The 15,139-nt window shown below is 31.4% G+C and carries 16 protein-coding genes; all 16 read right to left on the bottom strand.

The window, feature by feature from the left end; all coding sequences use genetic code 11:
- Positions 1-57 precede the first annotated feature (57 nt).
- The 16 genes from queC to OIO11_RS00905 all read right to left on the bottom strand — a co-directional run bounded on the left by queC (position 58) and on the right by OIO11_RS00905 (position 14,082).
- On the bottom strand, positions 58-714 hold the full coding sequence (queC, locus tag OIO11_RS00980) for a 7-cyano-7-deazaguanine synthase QueC (RefSeq protein ID WP_268069467.1): 657 nt from the start codon (positions 712-714) through the stop codon (positions 58-60).
- A 20-nt stretch (positions 715-734) separates the two neighbouring features.
- Positions 735-1,322, bottom strand: coding sequence for a GTP cyclohydrolase I FolE (gene folE, locus OIO11_RS00975; protein WP_268069466.1), 588 nt, complete (start codon positions 1,320-1,322; stop codon positions 735-737).
- Positions 1,323-1,327: 5 nt separating this feature from the next.
- Positions 1,328-1,993, bottom strand: a complete 666-nt coding sequence (queE, locus tag OIO11_RS00970; RefSeq protein WP_268069465.1) for a putative 7-carboxy-7-deazaguanine synthase QueE — start codon at positions 1,991-1,993, stop codon at positions 1,328-1,330.
- A gap of 10 nt (positions 1,994-2,003) precedes the next feature.
- Positions 2,004-2,423 carry a 6-carboxytetrahydropterin synthase QueD gene (gene queD / locus OIO11_RS00965; protein WP_268069464.1) on the bottom strand — a complete coding sequence of 140 codons (420 nt, stop codon included), beginning with the start codon at positions 2,421-2,423 and terminating at the stop codon, positions 2,004-2,006.
- Positions 2,424-2,537: 114 nt separating this feature from the next.
- Positions 2,538-3,296 (bottom strand): acyl-CoA dehydratase activase, encoded by a 759-nt coding sequence (locus OIO11_RS00960; RefSeq protein ID WP_268069463.1) that lies wholly within the window; start codon positions 3,294-3,296, stop codon positions 2,538-2,540.
- A complete protein-coding gene (locus tag OIO11_RS00955; RefSeq protein WP_268069462.1) occupies positions 3,293-4,294 on the bottom strand; it encodes a 2-hydroxyacyl-CoA dehydratase family protein in 1,002 nt (333 codons plus the stop codon). The genes OIO11_RS00960 and OIO11_RS00955 overlap by 4 nt, the downstream gene beginning before the upstream one ends.
- Positions 4,295-4,495: 201 nt before the next feature.
- Entirely contained in the window at positions 4,496-4,930 is a 435-nt protein-coding gene (locus OIO11_RS00950; RefSeq protein WP_268069461.1) for an MOSC domain-containing protein, read from the bottom strand.
- Between the two features lie 45 nt (positions 4,931-4,975).
- Entirely contained in the window at positions 4,976-5,998 is a 1,023-nt protein-coding gene (locus tag OIO11_RS00945; protein WP_268069460.1) for a molybdopterin-binding protein, read from the bottom strand.
- A 54-nt stretch (positions 5,999-6,052) separates the two neighbouring features.
- A complete protein-coding gene (locus OIO11_RS00940; RefSeq protein WP_268069459.1) occupies positions 6,053-6,862 on the bottom strand; it encodes an XdhC family protein in 810 nt (269 codons plus the stop codon).
- Between the two features lie 8 nt (positions 6,863-6,870).
- A complete protein-coding gene (gene yqeB, locus OIO11_RS00935) occupies positions 6,871-7,677 on the bottom strand; it encodes a selenium-dependent molybdenum cofactor biosynthesis protein YqeB (protein WP_268069458.1) in 807 nt (268 codons plus the stop codon).
- Positions 7,667-8,260, bottom strand: coding sequence for a molybdenum cofactor cytidylyltransferase (gene mocA / locus OIO11_RS00930; RefSeq protein ID WP_268069456.1), 594 nt, complete (start codon positions 8,258-8,260; stop codon positions 7,667-7,669). The genes yqeB and mocA overlap by 11 nt, the downstream gene beginning before the upstream one ends.
- On the bottom strand, positions 8,257-9,003 hold the full coding sequence (gene yqeC / locus OIO11_RS00925; RefSeq protein WP_268069455.1) for a selenium cofactor biosynthesis protein YqeC: 747 nt from the start codon (positions 9,001-9,003) through the stop codon (positions 8,257-8,259). Before yqeC ends, mocA begins: the two co-directional genes overlap by 4 nt.
- Positions 9,004-9,057: 54 nt before the next feature.
- On the bottom strand, positions 9,058-11,358 hold the full coding sequence (locus OIO11_RS00920) for a xanthine dehydrogenase family protein molybdopterin-binding subunit (protein ID WP_268069454.1): 2,301 nt from the start codon (positions 11,356-11,358) through the stop codon (positions 9,058-9,060).
- A gap of 2 nt (positions 11,359-11,360) precedes the next feature.
- Positions 11,361-11,810, bottom strand: a complete 450-nt coding sequence (locus tag OIO11_RS00915) for a (2Fe-2S)-binding protein (protein ID WP_268069453.1) — start codon at positions 11,808-11,810, stop codon at positions 11,361-11,363.
- A complete protein-coding gene (locus OIO11_RS00910) occupies positions 11,810-12,598 on the bottom strand; it encodes an FAD binding domain-containing protein (protein WP_268069452.1) in 789 nt (262 codons plus the stop codon). The genes OIO11_RS00915 and OIO11_RS00910 overlap by 1 nt, the downstream gene beginning before the upstream one ends.
- A gap of 152 nt (positions 12,599-12,750) precedes the next feature.
- Entirely contained in the window at positions 12,751-14,082 is a 1,332-nt protein-coding gene (locus tag OIO11_RS00905; protein ID WP_268069450.1) for a uracil-xanthine permease family protein, read from the bottom strand.
- Between the last annotated feature and the right edge of the window lie 1,057 nt (positions 14,083-15,139).

Below are 15,139 nucleotides of genomic sequence, written 5' to 3'. Positions count from 1 at the left end.
TCCAAAATTAATATTATAAAAATTTAAGGGAGATTAAAAGTCTCTCCCTTGAACATACTATTTATATAATTTTTTAAACTCTAAGTATCCATTTTTTCTTAACTTACAAGCTGGGCATTCTCCACATCCGTTACCTTTAATTCCGTTATAGCAAGTTAGAGTTTCTTCTTTAACTATATCAAGAACTCCTAAATCATCTGCCATTTTCCATGTTTCTGCTTTATTAATCCACATTAGTGGAGTATGAATTACAAATTGATAATCCATAGATAAATTTAATGTAACATTTAAAGACTTTATAAACACATCTCTGCAATCCGGATAACCACTAAAATCACTTTGTGATACTCCAGTTATGATGTTATTTATCTCTCTTTGCTTTGCAAATACTGCAACGAAAGTTAAAAACAGCATATTTCTTCCATCAACAAAAGAGTTTGGCAATTCTCCATTTGGTGCTTCCTTATCAACTTTTATATCTACTCTAGTTAATGAATTTGGTGCTAATTGATTTAATAAATTCAAATCCAAAATATGATGTTCTACATTATATTTTTTACAGATATCCTTTGCACACTCTAACTCTAGTTTATGCTTTTGACCATAATCAAAGGATACTGCTATAACTTCTTTAAACTTCTTTTTTGCCCAAAATAAGCAAGTTGTACTATCTTGTCCGCCACTAAATACTACTATGGCCTTTTCTTTATTCATACTTTGTCACTCCTGTTTTATTATTTATACAACATCATTAATTTATTTATAAAAACTGGATCATTATCAAACTTTCCTCTTAATGTAGTAGTTATTGTTTTCGCATTGGTTTTCTTTATTCCTCTAGTAGTCATGCAGCCGTGTTCTCCTTCAATAATAACTGCCACATCCTCTGAACCAGTTATTATTTGCATAATATCAGCTATATCCGTACCAATTCTCTCCTGTAGCTGCAATCTGCGCCCTACCATATCAGCTATTCTAGCAATTTTACTCAAACCAATAACTTTCTTTTTAGGAATATATGCAACTGCTACTTTCATATTGTACATTAGCGCTAAATGATGCTCACAGTGGCTGAAAATCTCTATATCCTTCATTAAAACCATATCTTTGGTTTCATCTTCTATGCATAAATCATCTTCAAAGGTCTTATCAAACATCTCAGCAATTTCATCGTTTGTATAGCACATTCCTTGAAATACTTCTTCATACATTTTAGCTACACGTTCAGGAGTATCCTTAAGCCCTTCTCTATCTGGGTTTTCTCCTAATGCTATTAGTATTCCTCTTATGTGCTTTTCAATTTCTTTTGTATTAATTGCCATATTATCTATACACCTCTTTTCTCAGGTTCCCATATTACTTTATGAAGTTGTATTTGCAAAGTAACTCCATTCATTTTATTATCTTTCATAAATTCTACAATGTCATTCATATCAATTTTGCCAAACACTGGACTAATATAAAGATTAGTTTTGTTTACAAGATTATAATTATCAATTATATTTTTAACTCTCTCTAAATCTTTAATACTTCCCGATACAAATTTAACAGTATCTCTCTCAGTTAAGCATTTAAAATTATCCATTATCATCTTATTTTCCATATTACTTGAAGGAAGTTTATAATCCATTGTAAAACTTGGTGGATTTTCTATATTAGCAAATTTATCTAAAGGCACACTTCCATTTGTTTCTATTTCAACTGAAAGCTCCTTATCTTTAGATAACACTTCTAATAATTCTAATATCCCCTCTTGAAGCAGCGGCTCTCCTCCAGTTAATGTTACATTTTTAACCTGAAGATTTTTAATATGGTTATATATTTCTTCTGCACTCATAAGTTCATAGTGTACATCACTTTCGTTTGCCCATCTTGTATCACAATAACTGCAGTCTAAATTACATCCGGCAAACCTTATAAATACAGCCAATTGTCCAGATAAACGACCTTCTCCATTGATACTTACAAATTTCTCAACAACCTTCAATTTCAATTTTTTCACCTCACTCTTCATATGCAGCACTGTTAGTTGGAGTTTCATAAACAGTAGCTCTTTTTACCTTATATCCTTTTTCCTTCATATAATTAAAGAAAAAAGATGCAAAATTTTCTGCCGTTGGTCTGAATTTAACCTCTAATATCCTGAATCCATCTTCTGATAAGCATTTTAATGTTTCTTTTCTCATAGTACCTTCTTCTATAATCAAAGCATGATCATAAAAATCCACTATTTCTTTAACATGCTTTTTTAAATCACCAAAATCTATTACCATTCCATCAAGCTGTCCGCCTTTTACTAGTGTTTCTGACTGAACCTCAATTTCTACTCTCCATCTATGTCCATGAATATTTCCACATTTCCCTTCATATCCTGCAAGAAAATGAGCACTATCAAAACTATGCTCCGCTTTCAATATATACATACTCTTCCTCCATATATTTTTACACATTCTAATTTCAATCTAATCTAGTAAACAACTCATCGAATTTTTTTCTTACTAGTAACTGGTTACTGGTTACTGATTGCTAGTTGGTCACTATAAAAACTTTTTTCCATAGTAGCAGCATCCTATTGCTCCATTAAACTGAGGATCTTCAACCACAACTATCTCATCATAATCCTTCTTCAGATATTCCTTTATTGCTTCATTATTAGCAACACCACCAGTTAAAACTAATTTTCTACCTCTAAATTTAGTTAAAAGGGGACTTAATCTCTTGTATAAAGAATAATTAACACCTGCACACAATCTTTCTATTGTTACACCCTCAGCTATTTTTCCGATTAACTCAGATTCAGAAAATACAGCACAAGTTGAATTTAGCTCTACTGGATTTTCATAATGCTTACTCATCTCATCAACAGGTATTTCAAGAACACTTGCCATATTCTCTAAATATCTGCCGCAAGAAGCAGCACATTTTTCATTAAGTTCTAAATCTGTAGTAAGTCCTTTTTCGATTTTAACAACCTTAACATCTTGACCACCTACATCTAGCAATATAAAATCCTTTAATCCTGTTTGATAAAATCCACCATAAACATGTGCCTTTATCTCATTTATAGCTTTAAACTTATTTAAATCCGTATTATTTCTCCCGTATCCAGTAGATACAAATCTATCGATATTAGTAATATTAAGTTTCTCTAAATCTACTGTAATCTTTCCATCATAACTGCAGTAATCTCTATAAAAAGACATTGTGCTTATCTTTTGTTTTTTTATTATCTTGTTATCTTCCATTACTGCAATCTTTACTTCTCTGCTTCCAAGATCTATACCTAGCACTCTCATCTTGACTCCTCCTTTAAATCTGATAGCATATCAAGGAAAGCCTCAATCCTAAGCTTAGTTCTTGCATCTAAAGTATTTAGCTTATCCCCTTCAATATTTAAAATTGGGATATCAAGCTGCTGCTTTAAAACAATGTCTTCAACTGCTCTATAACAAAATGCTTGAGTATAATGGATAATACCATCTAATTTTCTCTCACTAATTTGCTTCTTTAATTCTTTAATTCTAAAATTCGTATCATAAGGATAGGTATAGTCATAATACTGCTGATATATATCCACTGCCTTATCTGCTCTTGGAAAAGCAAATTCTCTTTGAACCTCGTTATACACAAAATGTGCATTAAAATTTTCCACAAATTCATATATATCTCCAGTCATAGGCGGAACCCCTATATATCCTAATCTAAGTTTCTTATTATTTGGCTTTCTCTCTTTAATTTTTGAAATAACCTTTTTAATTTCTTCTTCAAAAATATCCATATTTCCATTTAAATCGCTTAGACTTACTTGATATAAATGATTTTCAAATCCACTGGCTTTACTACTTATATATGTTAACTCATCAATTTCCTTAGCTAGTTCTCTGATTTTATTTAATCTATTTCTTACTTTTTCAACTTCTTCTATACTTACATTAAAACTTTGCATAAACTTATCTATTTCTTTATGCACATCTTCTTTCTTGTGACTATGTGGAAATGAGAAGGGATAAACCTTAACTCCTCTAAGTTCCAATACCTCTATAAGTGCTTTTGTATTAGAACAATCTCCTTCCATAACTCCAACTATTTCTTTTATGTCATTCTCAATACAAGCTCCATATATCCCTTTTATCCAAGCACATAAACTTTTGGGAAATCCATCTCTTTCAGCTATATCTATATATTTTGAATAATCTTCAGATGTTATAAAAAGATTATTCAAATCTATAGGAGTATATCCTGCTGCTAAAAGCACCTCTACTGGTACTGTAGTTGTTAAACCTATTTTTTTCATTTTATTAATCCTCCTTAATATGGATAAAAAAGGACATTAAAAAAGGGCATAACTGCCCCATAAACAAAAACCGCATAAAACGGTACTTAAGTCCTAGTTTTGTTTATAGACAGGATGGTTACGAACTGTCTTGTTCTATTATATACGTTAGTATAACATATTACAAAAATTTCGACAACATTCTCTTAATGAGAATGTTTATTAGTTCTCTATCACCTTTACCTCATCTCCATTACTTACAATGCCACCTTTTAAAACTTTAGCAAATATTCCTTCTCTAGGCATAATACAATCTCCTACTGTATCATAAATACGACAGTGGCTGTGACACTCTTTTCCTATTTGTGTAACTTCCATTTCTACCTCATTAATTTTAAATTTTGTTCCAATCGGTAATTTAGGTAAATCAATTCCTTCAACAATAAGATTTTCTCCAAAAGCTCCATCATCTATATCAACACCTGTTTTTTTAAAGTCTTCTATCTTTTCATAAGAAAGTAAGCTCACTTGTCTGTGCCAATTACCTGCATGCGCATCTCCCTTTAATCCATGATTTTCAATCATTTCAGCTTGTCCTACATTTATTTTTGCTGTTCCTTTTTCTTTACTTATACATACGGCTAAAATTTTTGCCATTAAAAGTCCTCCCTTCACTAGCCCCCAATTTGAAACCTCCTCACACTATACCCCTTTACCAAAAGTACAATCTGGGAATCTGCACTCTTCACATTCCATACAAAAACCACCGTGGCCATATGAAGCAATATCTTTATATTCAATTTTATCCTTTATTAATATTCTAGGAAGTATTAAATCAAATACTGTTCTTTTGCAATACATAACACATCCAGGTAAACCTAAGATAGGTATCTCACCTTTATATGCCAATAAGAACATAGCTCCTGGAAGTACTGGTGCACCATAGGTTATAATATTTGCTCCTGTTTTCTTAATAGCTGTTGGTGTAACATCATCTGGATCTACAGACATTCCTCCAGTACAAATTACCATTTCTGCTCCTTTTTTTATCCACTCTTCTACTGCATTTGTAATTTTGTTTTCATCATCTGGTAAAATAGTCTGCCCTAAAACTTCACATCCGTATTCCTCTACCTTCTTTTGAATCACAGGTCCAAAAGCATCTTTAATTCTTCCATGATAAACTTCATTGCCTGTAGTAACTATTCCAACTTTCATTGGAGTGTAAGGTACAACATTTATAATTTTCTCTTCTCCAATCAATTCTTCTGCTTTTTTTATTTTCTCTTCTTCAATCACAAGAGGAATTACTCTTGTTCCAGCTACTTTTTTCCCTTTTTTAGCAGGATAATTGTTGTGAAGTGTAACCAAAATAATTTCTCCTAATGAATTTAATTTATATAAAAGTTCCGTATTAATTTTAAGAAGTCCATCACAATCAGCAATAAAATTAATTTTTCCTTCTTTTATTTCACTAAACGCTAGTCCTTCACCTGCCGTAAGCTTTGTTATACGCTCTGCCGCTTCATTTTCATGCAGCATTCCCTCTTTTTTCTCCCATACATAAATATGGTCTTTTCCTAATGAAAGAAGAACAGGTATGTCTTCTTCCTTAATTATATGTCCTTTTTTAAATGCTCTATCTTTAATGGTATTTGGAATGATTTGTGTAATATCATGACATAAAACCGAACCAACTGCATCCTGTACCAATATTTTTTTCATACTGATCACCTCTTATTTATGTTTAATTTTATATAAAATTAAACATAAAATTATTTAAAATAATATCTTCTTTATATCTTTCATATGTTCTAAAGAACCTTTATTTTTGAACAATAAAATTTCACTCATAATTCCAAAGGCTATTTCATTCGGCTCACCAGATGAAATATTTAATCCTATTGGTGCATAAACCTTTTTTAATGCTTCTTTAGATATTCCTTCATCTATAAGATTTTTCATAACATACTCTGTCTTTTTCTTGCTTCCTATCATTCCTATATATGCCGCTTCCGAATTCACAACTTCTCTAAGAGCTTCTGCATCAGGTGCATGCCCCCTTGTCACAATAACTACATAGGTATTTTTATTAACAGGATATTTTGAAATTTTCTCTCCATATTTTCCAACAATAATTTCATCTGCTTCTTCAAATCTTTTTTCATTAGCAAATTCTTCACGATCCTCAAAAATTACTGTATAAAAATCTAGTATTTTAGCTAATTTAAAGAGTTCAACTCCTATATGTCCTCCACCTACAATTAAAAGTCTGGGTCTAGGTTTAAAAACCTTAATATATACCTTTGTTTCTCCACCGCACTGCATATTCAAATTTCCATGCTCATTCAGCTGGAAATGAAACTCTCCATCCTCTTCAGCTTTAATACATTCTACAGCTTTTTGTCTAATCTCATATTCTACTCTTCCTCCACCAACAGTTCCAAAAATTCTTCCATCCTGCCAAACTGCCATTAGTGCACCTTTTTTCCCTGGAGTTGACCCTGTACTTTTAATAATAGAAGCAAGAGCCACATTTTCCCCTCTACATAAGCTTTCATAAATTTCTTTTAAAATTCTCTCTTCCATATACTACCCTACCTTTTATTGTTTTTCAGATAAAATATTGCTTCTAAAACTCCTCCTGCAATATTTCTAGCTTTATCAGAAATTGTATAACAATTAGGCTTCTCTGAAATTCTAGGATCTATATCTGCTATTTTTAATCCTTCTCTTACCTGGCTGCCATTTCTAATAATTCCTCTTAACAATCCTGAAATTGTTGCTTTTACAGGAGTATTTCCTACATAAGCAATAATTTCGTCCTTTTCTACAATTGCTTCTATGTCTTTAATATTTTCTATAATTCCATCACAAGGCGAGTGAATAACTCTCTCTTTTGAATATCCCCCAATTACTCCTGGAATACCAGTATTTTTCTTCGCTTCTCCTTCAAAAATCACTCTTCCTAAATCATGCCCTCTAGCTGTTTCAATAACTATGTTAACATCTTCTCCTGCTATAAACCCTGGTCCAAGAGCTATAGTTATGTCTGCCATATCTTTTGTAGTTCCCAAATTCTTTTTAGCTATAATAGCATCAACTACTATATTGGGTTTTAGTTGTTTTATATACTGCCCTTTTGGATCTATAATAACTGGTATTTTATTATTATTCCACGCCTTTTTAATTTCATCTAAATAATCCACATGAACTGCTGTAATACCCTCAATTTCTATTTCTCCATCATAAATAGCTTCACTAAATGAAACCTTTCTTCTAATTGATGTAGGTTTTGGAACTTCTAAAACTAATACTCTAAATCCACATCTGTGCAATCTTTGAATTGTACCAGTAGCTAAATCTCCACCGCCACGAACAACAACAATTTCATCAAAAATCATCTTCAGCCTCATCCCATTCTAATATTTTTTTATAATCTTCCTGTGTATCAACATCAAATAAGTTTTTTTCATCATCAATTTCTACAAACCGTACTTGTTCAAAATATTTATTTATAATTATTTTCCCTCCTATATCTCCCTCTAAATGCATCAAGTCTTGTTTAAATTTTTCAGGAAATATAACTGGACTCCCTCTTCTTCCAGCATAATGAGGAACAATAATATGAGATTTATCTTGGTAAAATGATTGTAGTAGTTTGTTGATTATATCTACATTTAACAAAGGTTGATCTGCTGTAAAAAACATATATCCATCACACTCATCAGCAGATATTACCCCTAGCTTAATAGATTCACTAATTCCTCTATCTGCCTTTTTATTTTCAATTACAGTTAATCCACTGTTTTTTCCAAATTGTAATATTTCTTTTTCTCTGGCCACTAAAATTATCTGTGAAAAATCACACTTTAAAACCATATCAATTGTTTGCTGAATCAATGGTTTACCTTTATATTTTAAAAGAAGTTTATTCTCCTTCATTCTTCTCGAATATCCTGATGCCATTATGATAGCAGTAATCATAATAATATTTCTACTCCTTGTTTTGCAATATTCTTAATGCTTCCACTAACAATTTTATTTAAAAATTTTGGACAGCACTTATTAATCTCATTTTTTAATTGTTCAGCTTGATTCAAATAATATGAATCATCAGCTTTATTAATAAATAATATCTTTTCACCTTTAGCATTTTTAAACAATCCCTGTTGATGAAAAATAACATTTAATAAATGTTCAAGTGTTATATTTTCTCCTTGATTTGAATTAGTAATTTTACAAAACTGTTCACTTCTGTGAACATTACTTTCACATATCTTCATTCCAACTGTTTGAATATCTAAAATTCCTATTGTTTTTGTAGTTCCTTCATATATAACAGGTTCATTATCATTCCATCCTTTAATTGGCTTCTTTTTAGCACCATCTGCTTCTATAAGCACATAATCAAATTTTGAAACTAGTTTATCTAAATATTTTTCTCCTAATCCAATAATTTTATTTTCTAAATTTACTTTTGTCCCATAAACATAAATTCCTTTTTTATCTATATCTGCATACTTTGAAAATTCTTTTTCACCTATACAGATAAAATCATACTGTTCCTTTTGTGGAACATAAATCTTCGTTGTGGTTGTTAATAAAACCTTACTCTTATTTTTCTTAATATCTTGAGCTAATTGAAACATAAAGGATGTTTTACCACCAGCCCCTACAATTGATATAATATCTTTTTGTTTTAATCCAACATAACTAGAAAGTTCCATAAAATCACCTTTTTTGTTTCATTAATAAAATTGGGGCTATACAGCCCCATTTTATTATTTTTCCATTATTCCTTTTAAAACCTTCTCTGGTGTAATAGGCAAACTTCTTACATTTACACCAACTGCATTAGATACCGCATGAGCAATTGCTGGAGGTGGGGTATTAATTACAACCTCTCCTACAGATTTTGCCCCAAATGGTCCTGTTGGCTCATAGCTGCTTACGAAATCCACAGTAATTTTATTAATATCCTTTCTACAAGGAATTTTATACTGCATAAAAGTATCTGAAATCATCTTTCCTTTGTTACTATATTGTACATCTTCGTACATTGCCATTCCTATTCCTTGTACTAATCCGCCTTCTACTTGTATACGTGCAAGATTAGGATTAATAACAGTTCCACAATCTACTGCTGCCACATAATCTATTAGTTCTATTTTTCCTGTTTCTGTATCAACTTCAACTTCTGCAAAACCTGCTATAAATGGAGGAGGACTTGTATCTCCACCAAAAGTACCTGTTCCTATAAGTTGATTTTTACCTTCTCCTGATATTAAACGCTGTGCTATTTCGTCAAGAGATAAGGACTGTTTTCCATCTATAGTTTTTACAAATTCTCCATCAAATTCTACTTCTTCTTCATTCACACCTAAAAGCTTTGCTGCATTTTCTATTATTTGTTTTTTCATATCTTCAGCAGCCTTTATAACTGCATTTCCAGTAACATAAGTTGTACTTGAAGCATATGAACCAGTATCATATGGTGAAATATCTGTATCTGCTGCATGTACAATTATTTTGTCCATAGTAGTTTCTAAAATTTCTGATGCCATTTGAGCAAGGATAGTGTCACTTCCTGTTCCCATATCAGTAGAACCTAAGAAAAGTGTATAAAATCCATCATCATTTAATTTAATTACTGCTGAAGCTGTATCTATACCTGCTATTCCCGAACCCTGCATAGTAATTGCCATACCAACAGCTCTAACTTTAGTATTACTAATGACTTTTCTAGGATATTTTTCATCCCATCCTATCAGCTCTTTACCTCTCTCTATACACTTATCCAAAGTAGAGCTTTTTAATTCATTTGGACTACCATCTTCAGTATGTCCTAAAATAGGATGTGTTTCTCCTTGTTTAATTAGATTTTTTTCACGTAATTCAGTAGGATCCATACCTAATTTCTCAGCTAATTGATTTACCGCTGATTCAAGAGCAAATATTCCTTGGGTAACTCCATATCCTCTTAAAGCACCAGCAGGCATTTTATTTGTATAAACTACATTTCCCATATATCGTGATGCCTTTGCTTTATTATACAAAGGAAGAGTTTTATATCCCGCAACACCAAATACAGTTGAAGCATGTTCACCATAAGCACCTGTATCTGATAAAGCAGTCATATCTACAGCTTTAATATTCCCTTCTTTATCTGCTCCAAGTCTAACTTTGATTCTCATAGCATGACGGCTAGTTGTACAACCAAAAGTTTCTCTTCTGTCATATATAATCTTTGATGGCTTTCCTGTTTTCAAAGTAACTATGGCTGTAAAAATCTCTACTGCTGCCGTTTGCTTTCCACCAAATCCTCCACCAATTCTTGGCTTAATTACTCTAACCTTACTTTTAGGAATTTGAAGTGCTCTTGCAACATGTCTTCTAACATGGAAAGGTATTTGTGTAGAACTTACAATTGTAAGTCTTCCAGCATGATCCATATAGTTAAATGCTCTGTAGCTTTCCATCATTGCATGAGCCTGTGCCTGTGTATAATAGGTTTCTTCTACCACGACATCACTTTCTTCTAATTCTTTCTCTATATCTCCAACTTCCATTTTACACGAAGCTGCTATATTTTTTTCCTTCTGCATTCCAATATCCATATTTAATTGTAAATCATCTTCTGAATGAACCACAGATGTATGTCCTTCTGCTTTTTCAAAATCTAAAACTGGTTCTAAAACTTCGTAGTCTACTTTAATAAGATTCATAGCTTTTACCGCTGTCTTCTCATCTACCGCAGCTACTATTGCAACCTCATCTCCTACATAACGAACACACTCATCTAAAATTAATCTGTCATAAGGTGAAGGTTCTGGATATGATTGACCAGCTAAAGTAAACCTAACATTTGGTACATCCTTATATGTCAATATACACTCTACTCCTGGTACTTTTTCTGCTATCTCAGTATTAATAGATTTTATTTTTGCAAAGGCATGTGGACTTCTAAGTATTTTTAAAACTAAAGCATTATTGTTAATATTTAAATCATCCGTATAAACAGGTTTACCTGTTGCAATATCCATACCATCAATTTTTGAAATTGGCTTATTTACAACTTTCATCCTTATACTACCCCCAAATATTTTTTAACTGCTCTTAACTGTCCAACATACCCAGTACATCTACATAAATTTCCTGTTAGATAGTGAACAATATCTTCTTCTGTTGGATTTTTAAGTTCTTTTTTCATGGCAATTACAGTCATAATAAATCCAGGACTGCAGAAACCACATTGTTCTGCTCCTTCATTTACCAGAAATTCTGCAAACTCACTTGCCTCTTTTTGTATACCCTCTATAGTTGTAATATTCTTACCATTTACTGTTGGTGCAAGAGTTGAACATGAAAGTACTGGTTTTTCATCAACCCATACAGTACATAATCCACAAGATCCTGTATCACAGCCTTTTTTTACACTTAAAAAACCATATCTTCTAAGAGTATCTACTAAAAATTCATCATATGCTGCTTCTAGTTCCATATATTTATTATTAATAGTAACTTTTATTTTCATTATAAAACCTCCATTACTGCTCTTTTTACAAGTACTTTGCAGATTGCTTCACGATATTCTCTGCTTCCTCTCATGTTGCTTTCAAAATTTAATTCTTTTGATGCCATTAAAGCTGCTTCTTCAATTTTTTCAATAGATTTATTACTTTTAGAAAGATATTGCGATGCCTCTTTAGCAATTTTTGCTCTTTGTGGTCTAGCTCCCACTACTATCTTCCAGTCATTATCTTTATTTGAAACAGCTACATTTAAAATTGCATAATCACTTCTAGAATTTCTCATCATCTGAAAAGCTGCTTTTCTAGATGTCTTTGGAATAATTACTTTTACTAATATGTCTTTTTTTACATCCTGTTCTAAATATTTTTCTAAAGACACTCTTCCTTGCTTATACAATATAACTTCAGCATCAAGTGAAAGTAGTGCTGTAATAAAATCCGAAAATCCATATTTTGAATAAACAGTTCCACCTACAGTAACAATATTTCTAAGTTGAACTCCTACAATATTTTCTACTGATTTAGGCAGTACTCCATTAAAATATTTCTTTAAAATAGAATTTGTTTCTATTTCACGGAAAGTAGTCATTGCTCCTATTTCAATTGTTTCATCATTCTCATTTATATAATTTAACTCAAGTTTAGATAAATCAACAGCAGTTTCAATTTTTTTTGATCCCATTCTTAAAAAAGCACAACCACCTAAAATTACATTATTTCTTTTTTCATTTAAAATCTTGTACGCTTCTTTTAATGTTTCTGGAAGTGTATAATTTTTTATTGTAATCACTTGTATTCCTCCCTTTTAATGTAAAACAAAGTCCTATTCTCCAAAAAAAGCCCTAGCTCTTCATTAATATATTACATATACTCTGAAGGCTTTACGGGCTTCTTACTTTATTTATTTATTTAATGATTATATATTATGAATTTCTATAATTATTAAGCAGGTTCAGCTTCTTTTTGTATTGCAGTTTTTTCTTCATCTGCTGGTAAAATTACATTTAATACAAGTGCAATTATACCAGTAACAACAATACCAGAACCTCCAAAAATCATTTTTACGGTCTCTGGGAAATATGCTAATGCTTCTGGTACAGAACCAAGCCCAAAACCTAATCCCATAGCAACAGCAACAATAATACTATTTTTTCCTGAAAGCGGTTGTCTAGTAATAAGATTAATACCACTTACCGCAATCATGGAGAACATAACTATAGCAGCACCTCCTAATACACTTTGAGGCATTAAAGCAACAACTGCTCCTACTTTTGGGAATAGACCACATACAATTAAGAAGCCAGCTCCTATAGCAACTACAAATCTACTCATAATACCTGTTAATGCAGTCATTCCAACATTTTGACTATAAGATGTATTCGGTAAAACATTGAAAATTGCAGCTAAAGAACTAGCAAATCCATCAGCGATAACTCCACCTGAAAGTTCTTTATCCGTAGCTTCTCTATTTGCTCCTCCAATTGTAACTCCAGAAATATCTCCAACTGTTTCTACTGCTGTAACTAAATACATTAGAAGCATTGCAGCTATAGCATCTGCATGAAATTCCATTCCATATTTAAAAGGCATAGGAAATTCAAACCATCCTGCTTGAGCTACTCCAGTAAAATCAATTTTCCCCATAGGTATTGCAACAACATATCCTACAACAAGTCCAATTAGTATGGAAGACATACTTGTAATTCCTTTAGTAAACTGTTTGAAAAATAAAATTGTTACCAAAACAATTGTACCTAACAAAAGGTTAGATGGTGAACCAAAATCTTTTGCTCCAACACCACCTGCAAAATATTTGATTCCTGTTGGTAAAAGAGATAATCCAATTGATAATAGCACAGTTCCTGTAACAACTGGTGGGAAATACTTACGAAGTGGTTTTAAAAAAGCTCCTAAAATCATTTCAAAAAATCCACCAATAAATGATGCCCCTAGTACACCAGCAAGTCCATATCTTGCTGATATAGCTATACATGTTGGTAAAAATCCAAAACTTGTTCCTTGAACTATAGGAAGTCTTGCCCCAATTGGTCCAACAGGATAAAGTTGAATTAAAGTAGCTGCTCCTGCTATAAACATAGCACATTGAATTAAAAATGTTTTTTCTTGCATAGGCAACTTAAGTGCATTTGCAAGAATAATTAAAGGTGCTACATTCCCTGCAAACATGGCTAAAATATGCTGCAGCCCCAATGGAATGGCATGCCCTAACGGTGGTATACCATCTAAATCATATACAGATGTGTTTTTTTTCATTTTTCTTCCCCCTTAGTTTTCTCTTTTGTCAATTACTCATTTAATGCATATATAATTTTCATAAATAAATTTCATTTTTTCGACATCTTTTGCAAATTCATTATATCATAAAAAACCATATTTGCGAATATTTTTTTTGTATTTTTTTCTTTCGTTTCGTTTGTAACGAACATTTTCTGCACGTGTTCGTGTATATAATTCGCTTTTCACAAAGACACTATAAGCTTCTTCACCTAGCAATTACAACTATAAAAAATACCAAGAAATATAAAAAGGAATAGCAGGAGCTATTCCTTAGTTTAAGTATGGGGATTTATTTATATATAAAAGTGCTTTATATTATTTGTTTACTAATTTATTCAAACTGTCCCTGCTAAATTTCCACGAAATACAATTCACACCCAATAATGTTTCTATCCATGTTAAAAGTGCTATATCAATTCCGTCTGTTTTGCGAAAAAGTATTAAATATATATAATATATGAAACTAAGTGCAAATATAACCAATGAAACATTATACATNTTAATCTCTTCAATACTATAATTTTCTTTTTTATGCTTTAATGTATCCATTAAGTCATCATATTCCTGTATTGCTACGGGAGTTTTAAATAACAAAATAATTCCACTGATAATAAAAATAGCGGTTATAATAATAATTAAAATAATATTTGGTATGAAATTATCGGTTGTTATTTTATTAAATAACTGGACAGTCAAAAGTTAATTCCAATAATTTCATATAAAAAAAGATAACACTCTTAGGTGATTCTATAGTATCCTTTAAGCGACTAAACATTTAAGGAGAAAAAATCACAAGAGTGTTACATAAGATATTTTATCACACTCTTGTGGTTTTAAGTATAGAATTATGTGGAAATTGCTAAATGGTCTTTTAAATAAATTCAGAATATGTTTTAGCCGTCAGGCCAATGTCATCAAGCTAAAATGTAAATAACTAGGAAGATTTAAAAATAACTCTAAATCATTCTAGTTATTATTAATTTATAGAGAAAAATATATTTATTTTTGAAAAACACTTGACATTTGAAAATCG

Source organism: Clostridium sp. ZS2-4 (genome assembly GCF_026719745.1).
Taxonomy (GTDB): Bacteria; Bacillota; Clostridia; order Clostridiales; family Clostridiaceae; genus Clostridium_H.
The sequence above is the reverse complement of the archived record's forward strand: the minus strand, read 5'-3'. Positions and strand labels throughout refer to the sequence as shown.

Excerpts from the sequence above, each read along its gene's own strand:
- queC (WP_268069467.1), bottom strand. The coding sequence starts at position 714 with ATGAATAAAGAAAAGGCCATAGTAGTATTTAGTGGCGGACAAGATAGT.
- folE (WP_268069466.1), bottom strand. The coding sequence starts at position 1,322 with ATGGCAATTAATACAAAAGAAATTGAAAAGCACATAAGAGGAATACTA.
- queD (WP_268069464.1), bottom strand. The coding sequence starts at position 2,423 with ATGTATATATTGAAAGCGGAGCATAGTTTTGATAGTGCTCATTTTCTT.
- OIO11_RS00960 (WP_268069463.1), bottom strand. The coding sequence starts at position 3,296 with ATGAGAGTGCTAGGTATAGATCTTGGAAGCAGAGAAGTAAAGATTGCA.
- OIO11_RS00955 (WP_268069462.1), bottom strand. The coding sequence starts at position 4,294 with ATGAAAAAAATAGGTTTAACAACTACAGTACCAGTAGAGGTGCTTTTA.
- OIO11_RS00950 (WP_268069461.1), bottom strand. The coding sequence starts at position 4,930 with ATGGCAAAAATTTTAGCCGTATGTATAAGTAAAGAAAAAGGAACAGCA.
- OIO11_RS00945 (WP_268069460.1), bottom strand. The coding sequence starts at position 5,998 with ATGAAAAAAATATTGGTACAGGATGCAGTTGGTTCGGTTTTATGTCAT.
- OIO11_RS00940 (WP_268069459.1), bottom strand. The coding sequence starts at position 6,862 with ATGGAAGAGAGAATTTTAAAAGAAATTTATGAAAGCTTATGTAGAGGG.
- yqeB (WP_268069458.1), bottom strand. The coding sequence starts at position 7,677 with ATGATTTTTGATGAAATTGTTGTTGTTCGTGGCGGTGGAGATTTAGCT.
- mocA (WP_268069456.1), bottom strand. The coding sequence starts at position 8,260 with ATGATTACTGCTATCATAATGGCATCAGGATATTCGAGAAGAATGAAG.
- yqeC (WP_268069455.1), bottom strand. The coding sequence starts at position 9,003 with ATGGAACTTTCTAGTTATGTTGGATTAAAACAAAAAGATATTATATCA.
- OIO11_RS00920 (WP_268069454.1), bottom strand. The coding sequence starts at position 11,358 with ATGAAAGTTGTAAATAAGCCAATTTCAAAAATTGATGGTATGGATATT.
- OIO11_RS00915 (WP_268069453.1), bottom strand. The coding sequence starts at position 11,810 with ATGAAAATAAAAGTTACTATTAATAATAAATATATGGAACTAGAAGCA.
- OIO11_RS00905 (WP_268069450.1), bottom strand. The coding sequence starts at position 14,082 with ATGAAAAAAAACACATCTGTATATGATTTAGATGGTATACCACCGTTA.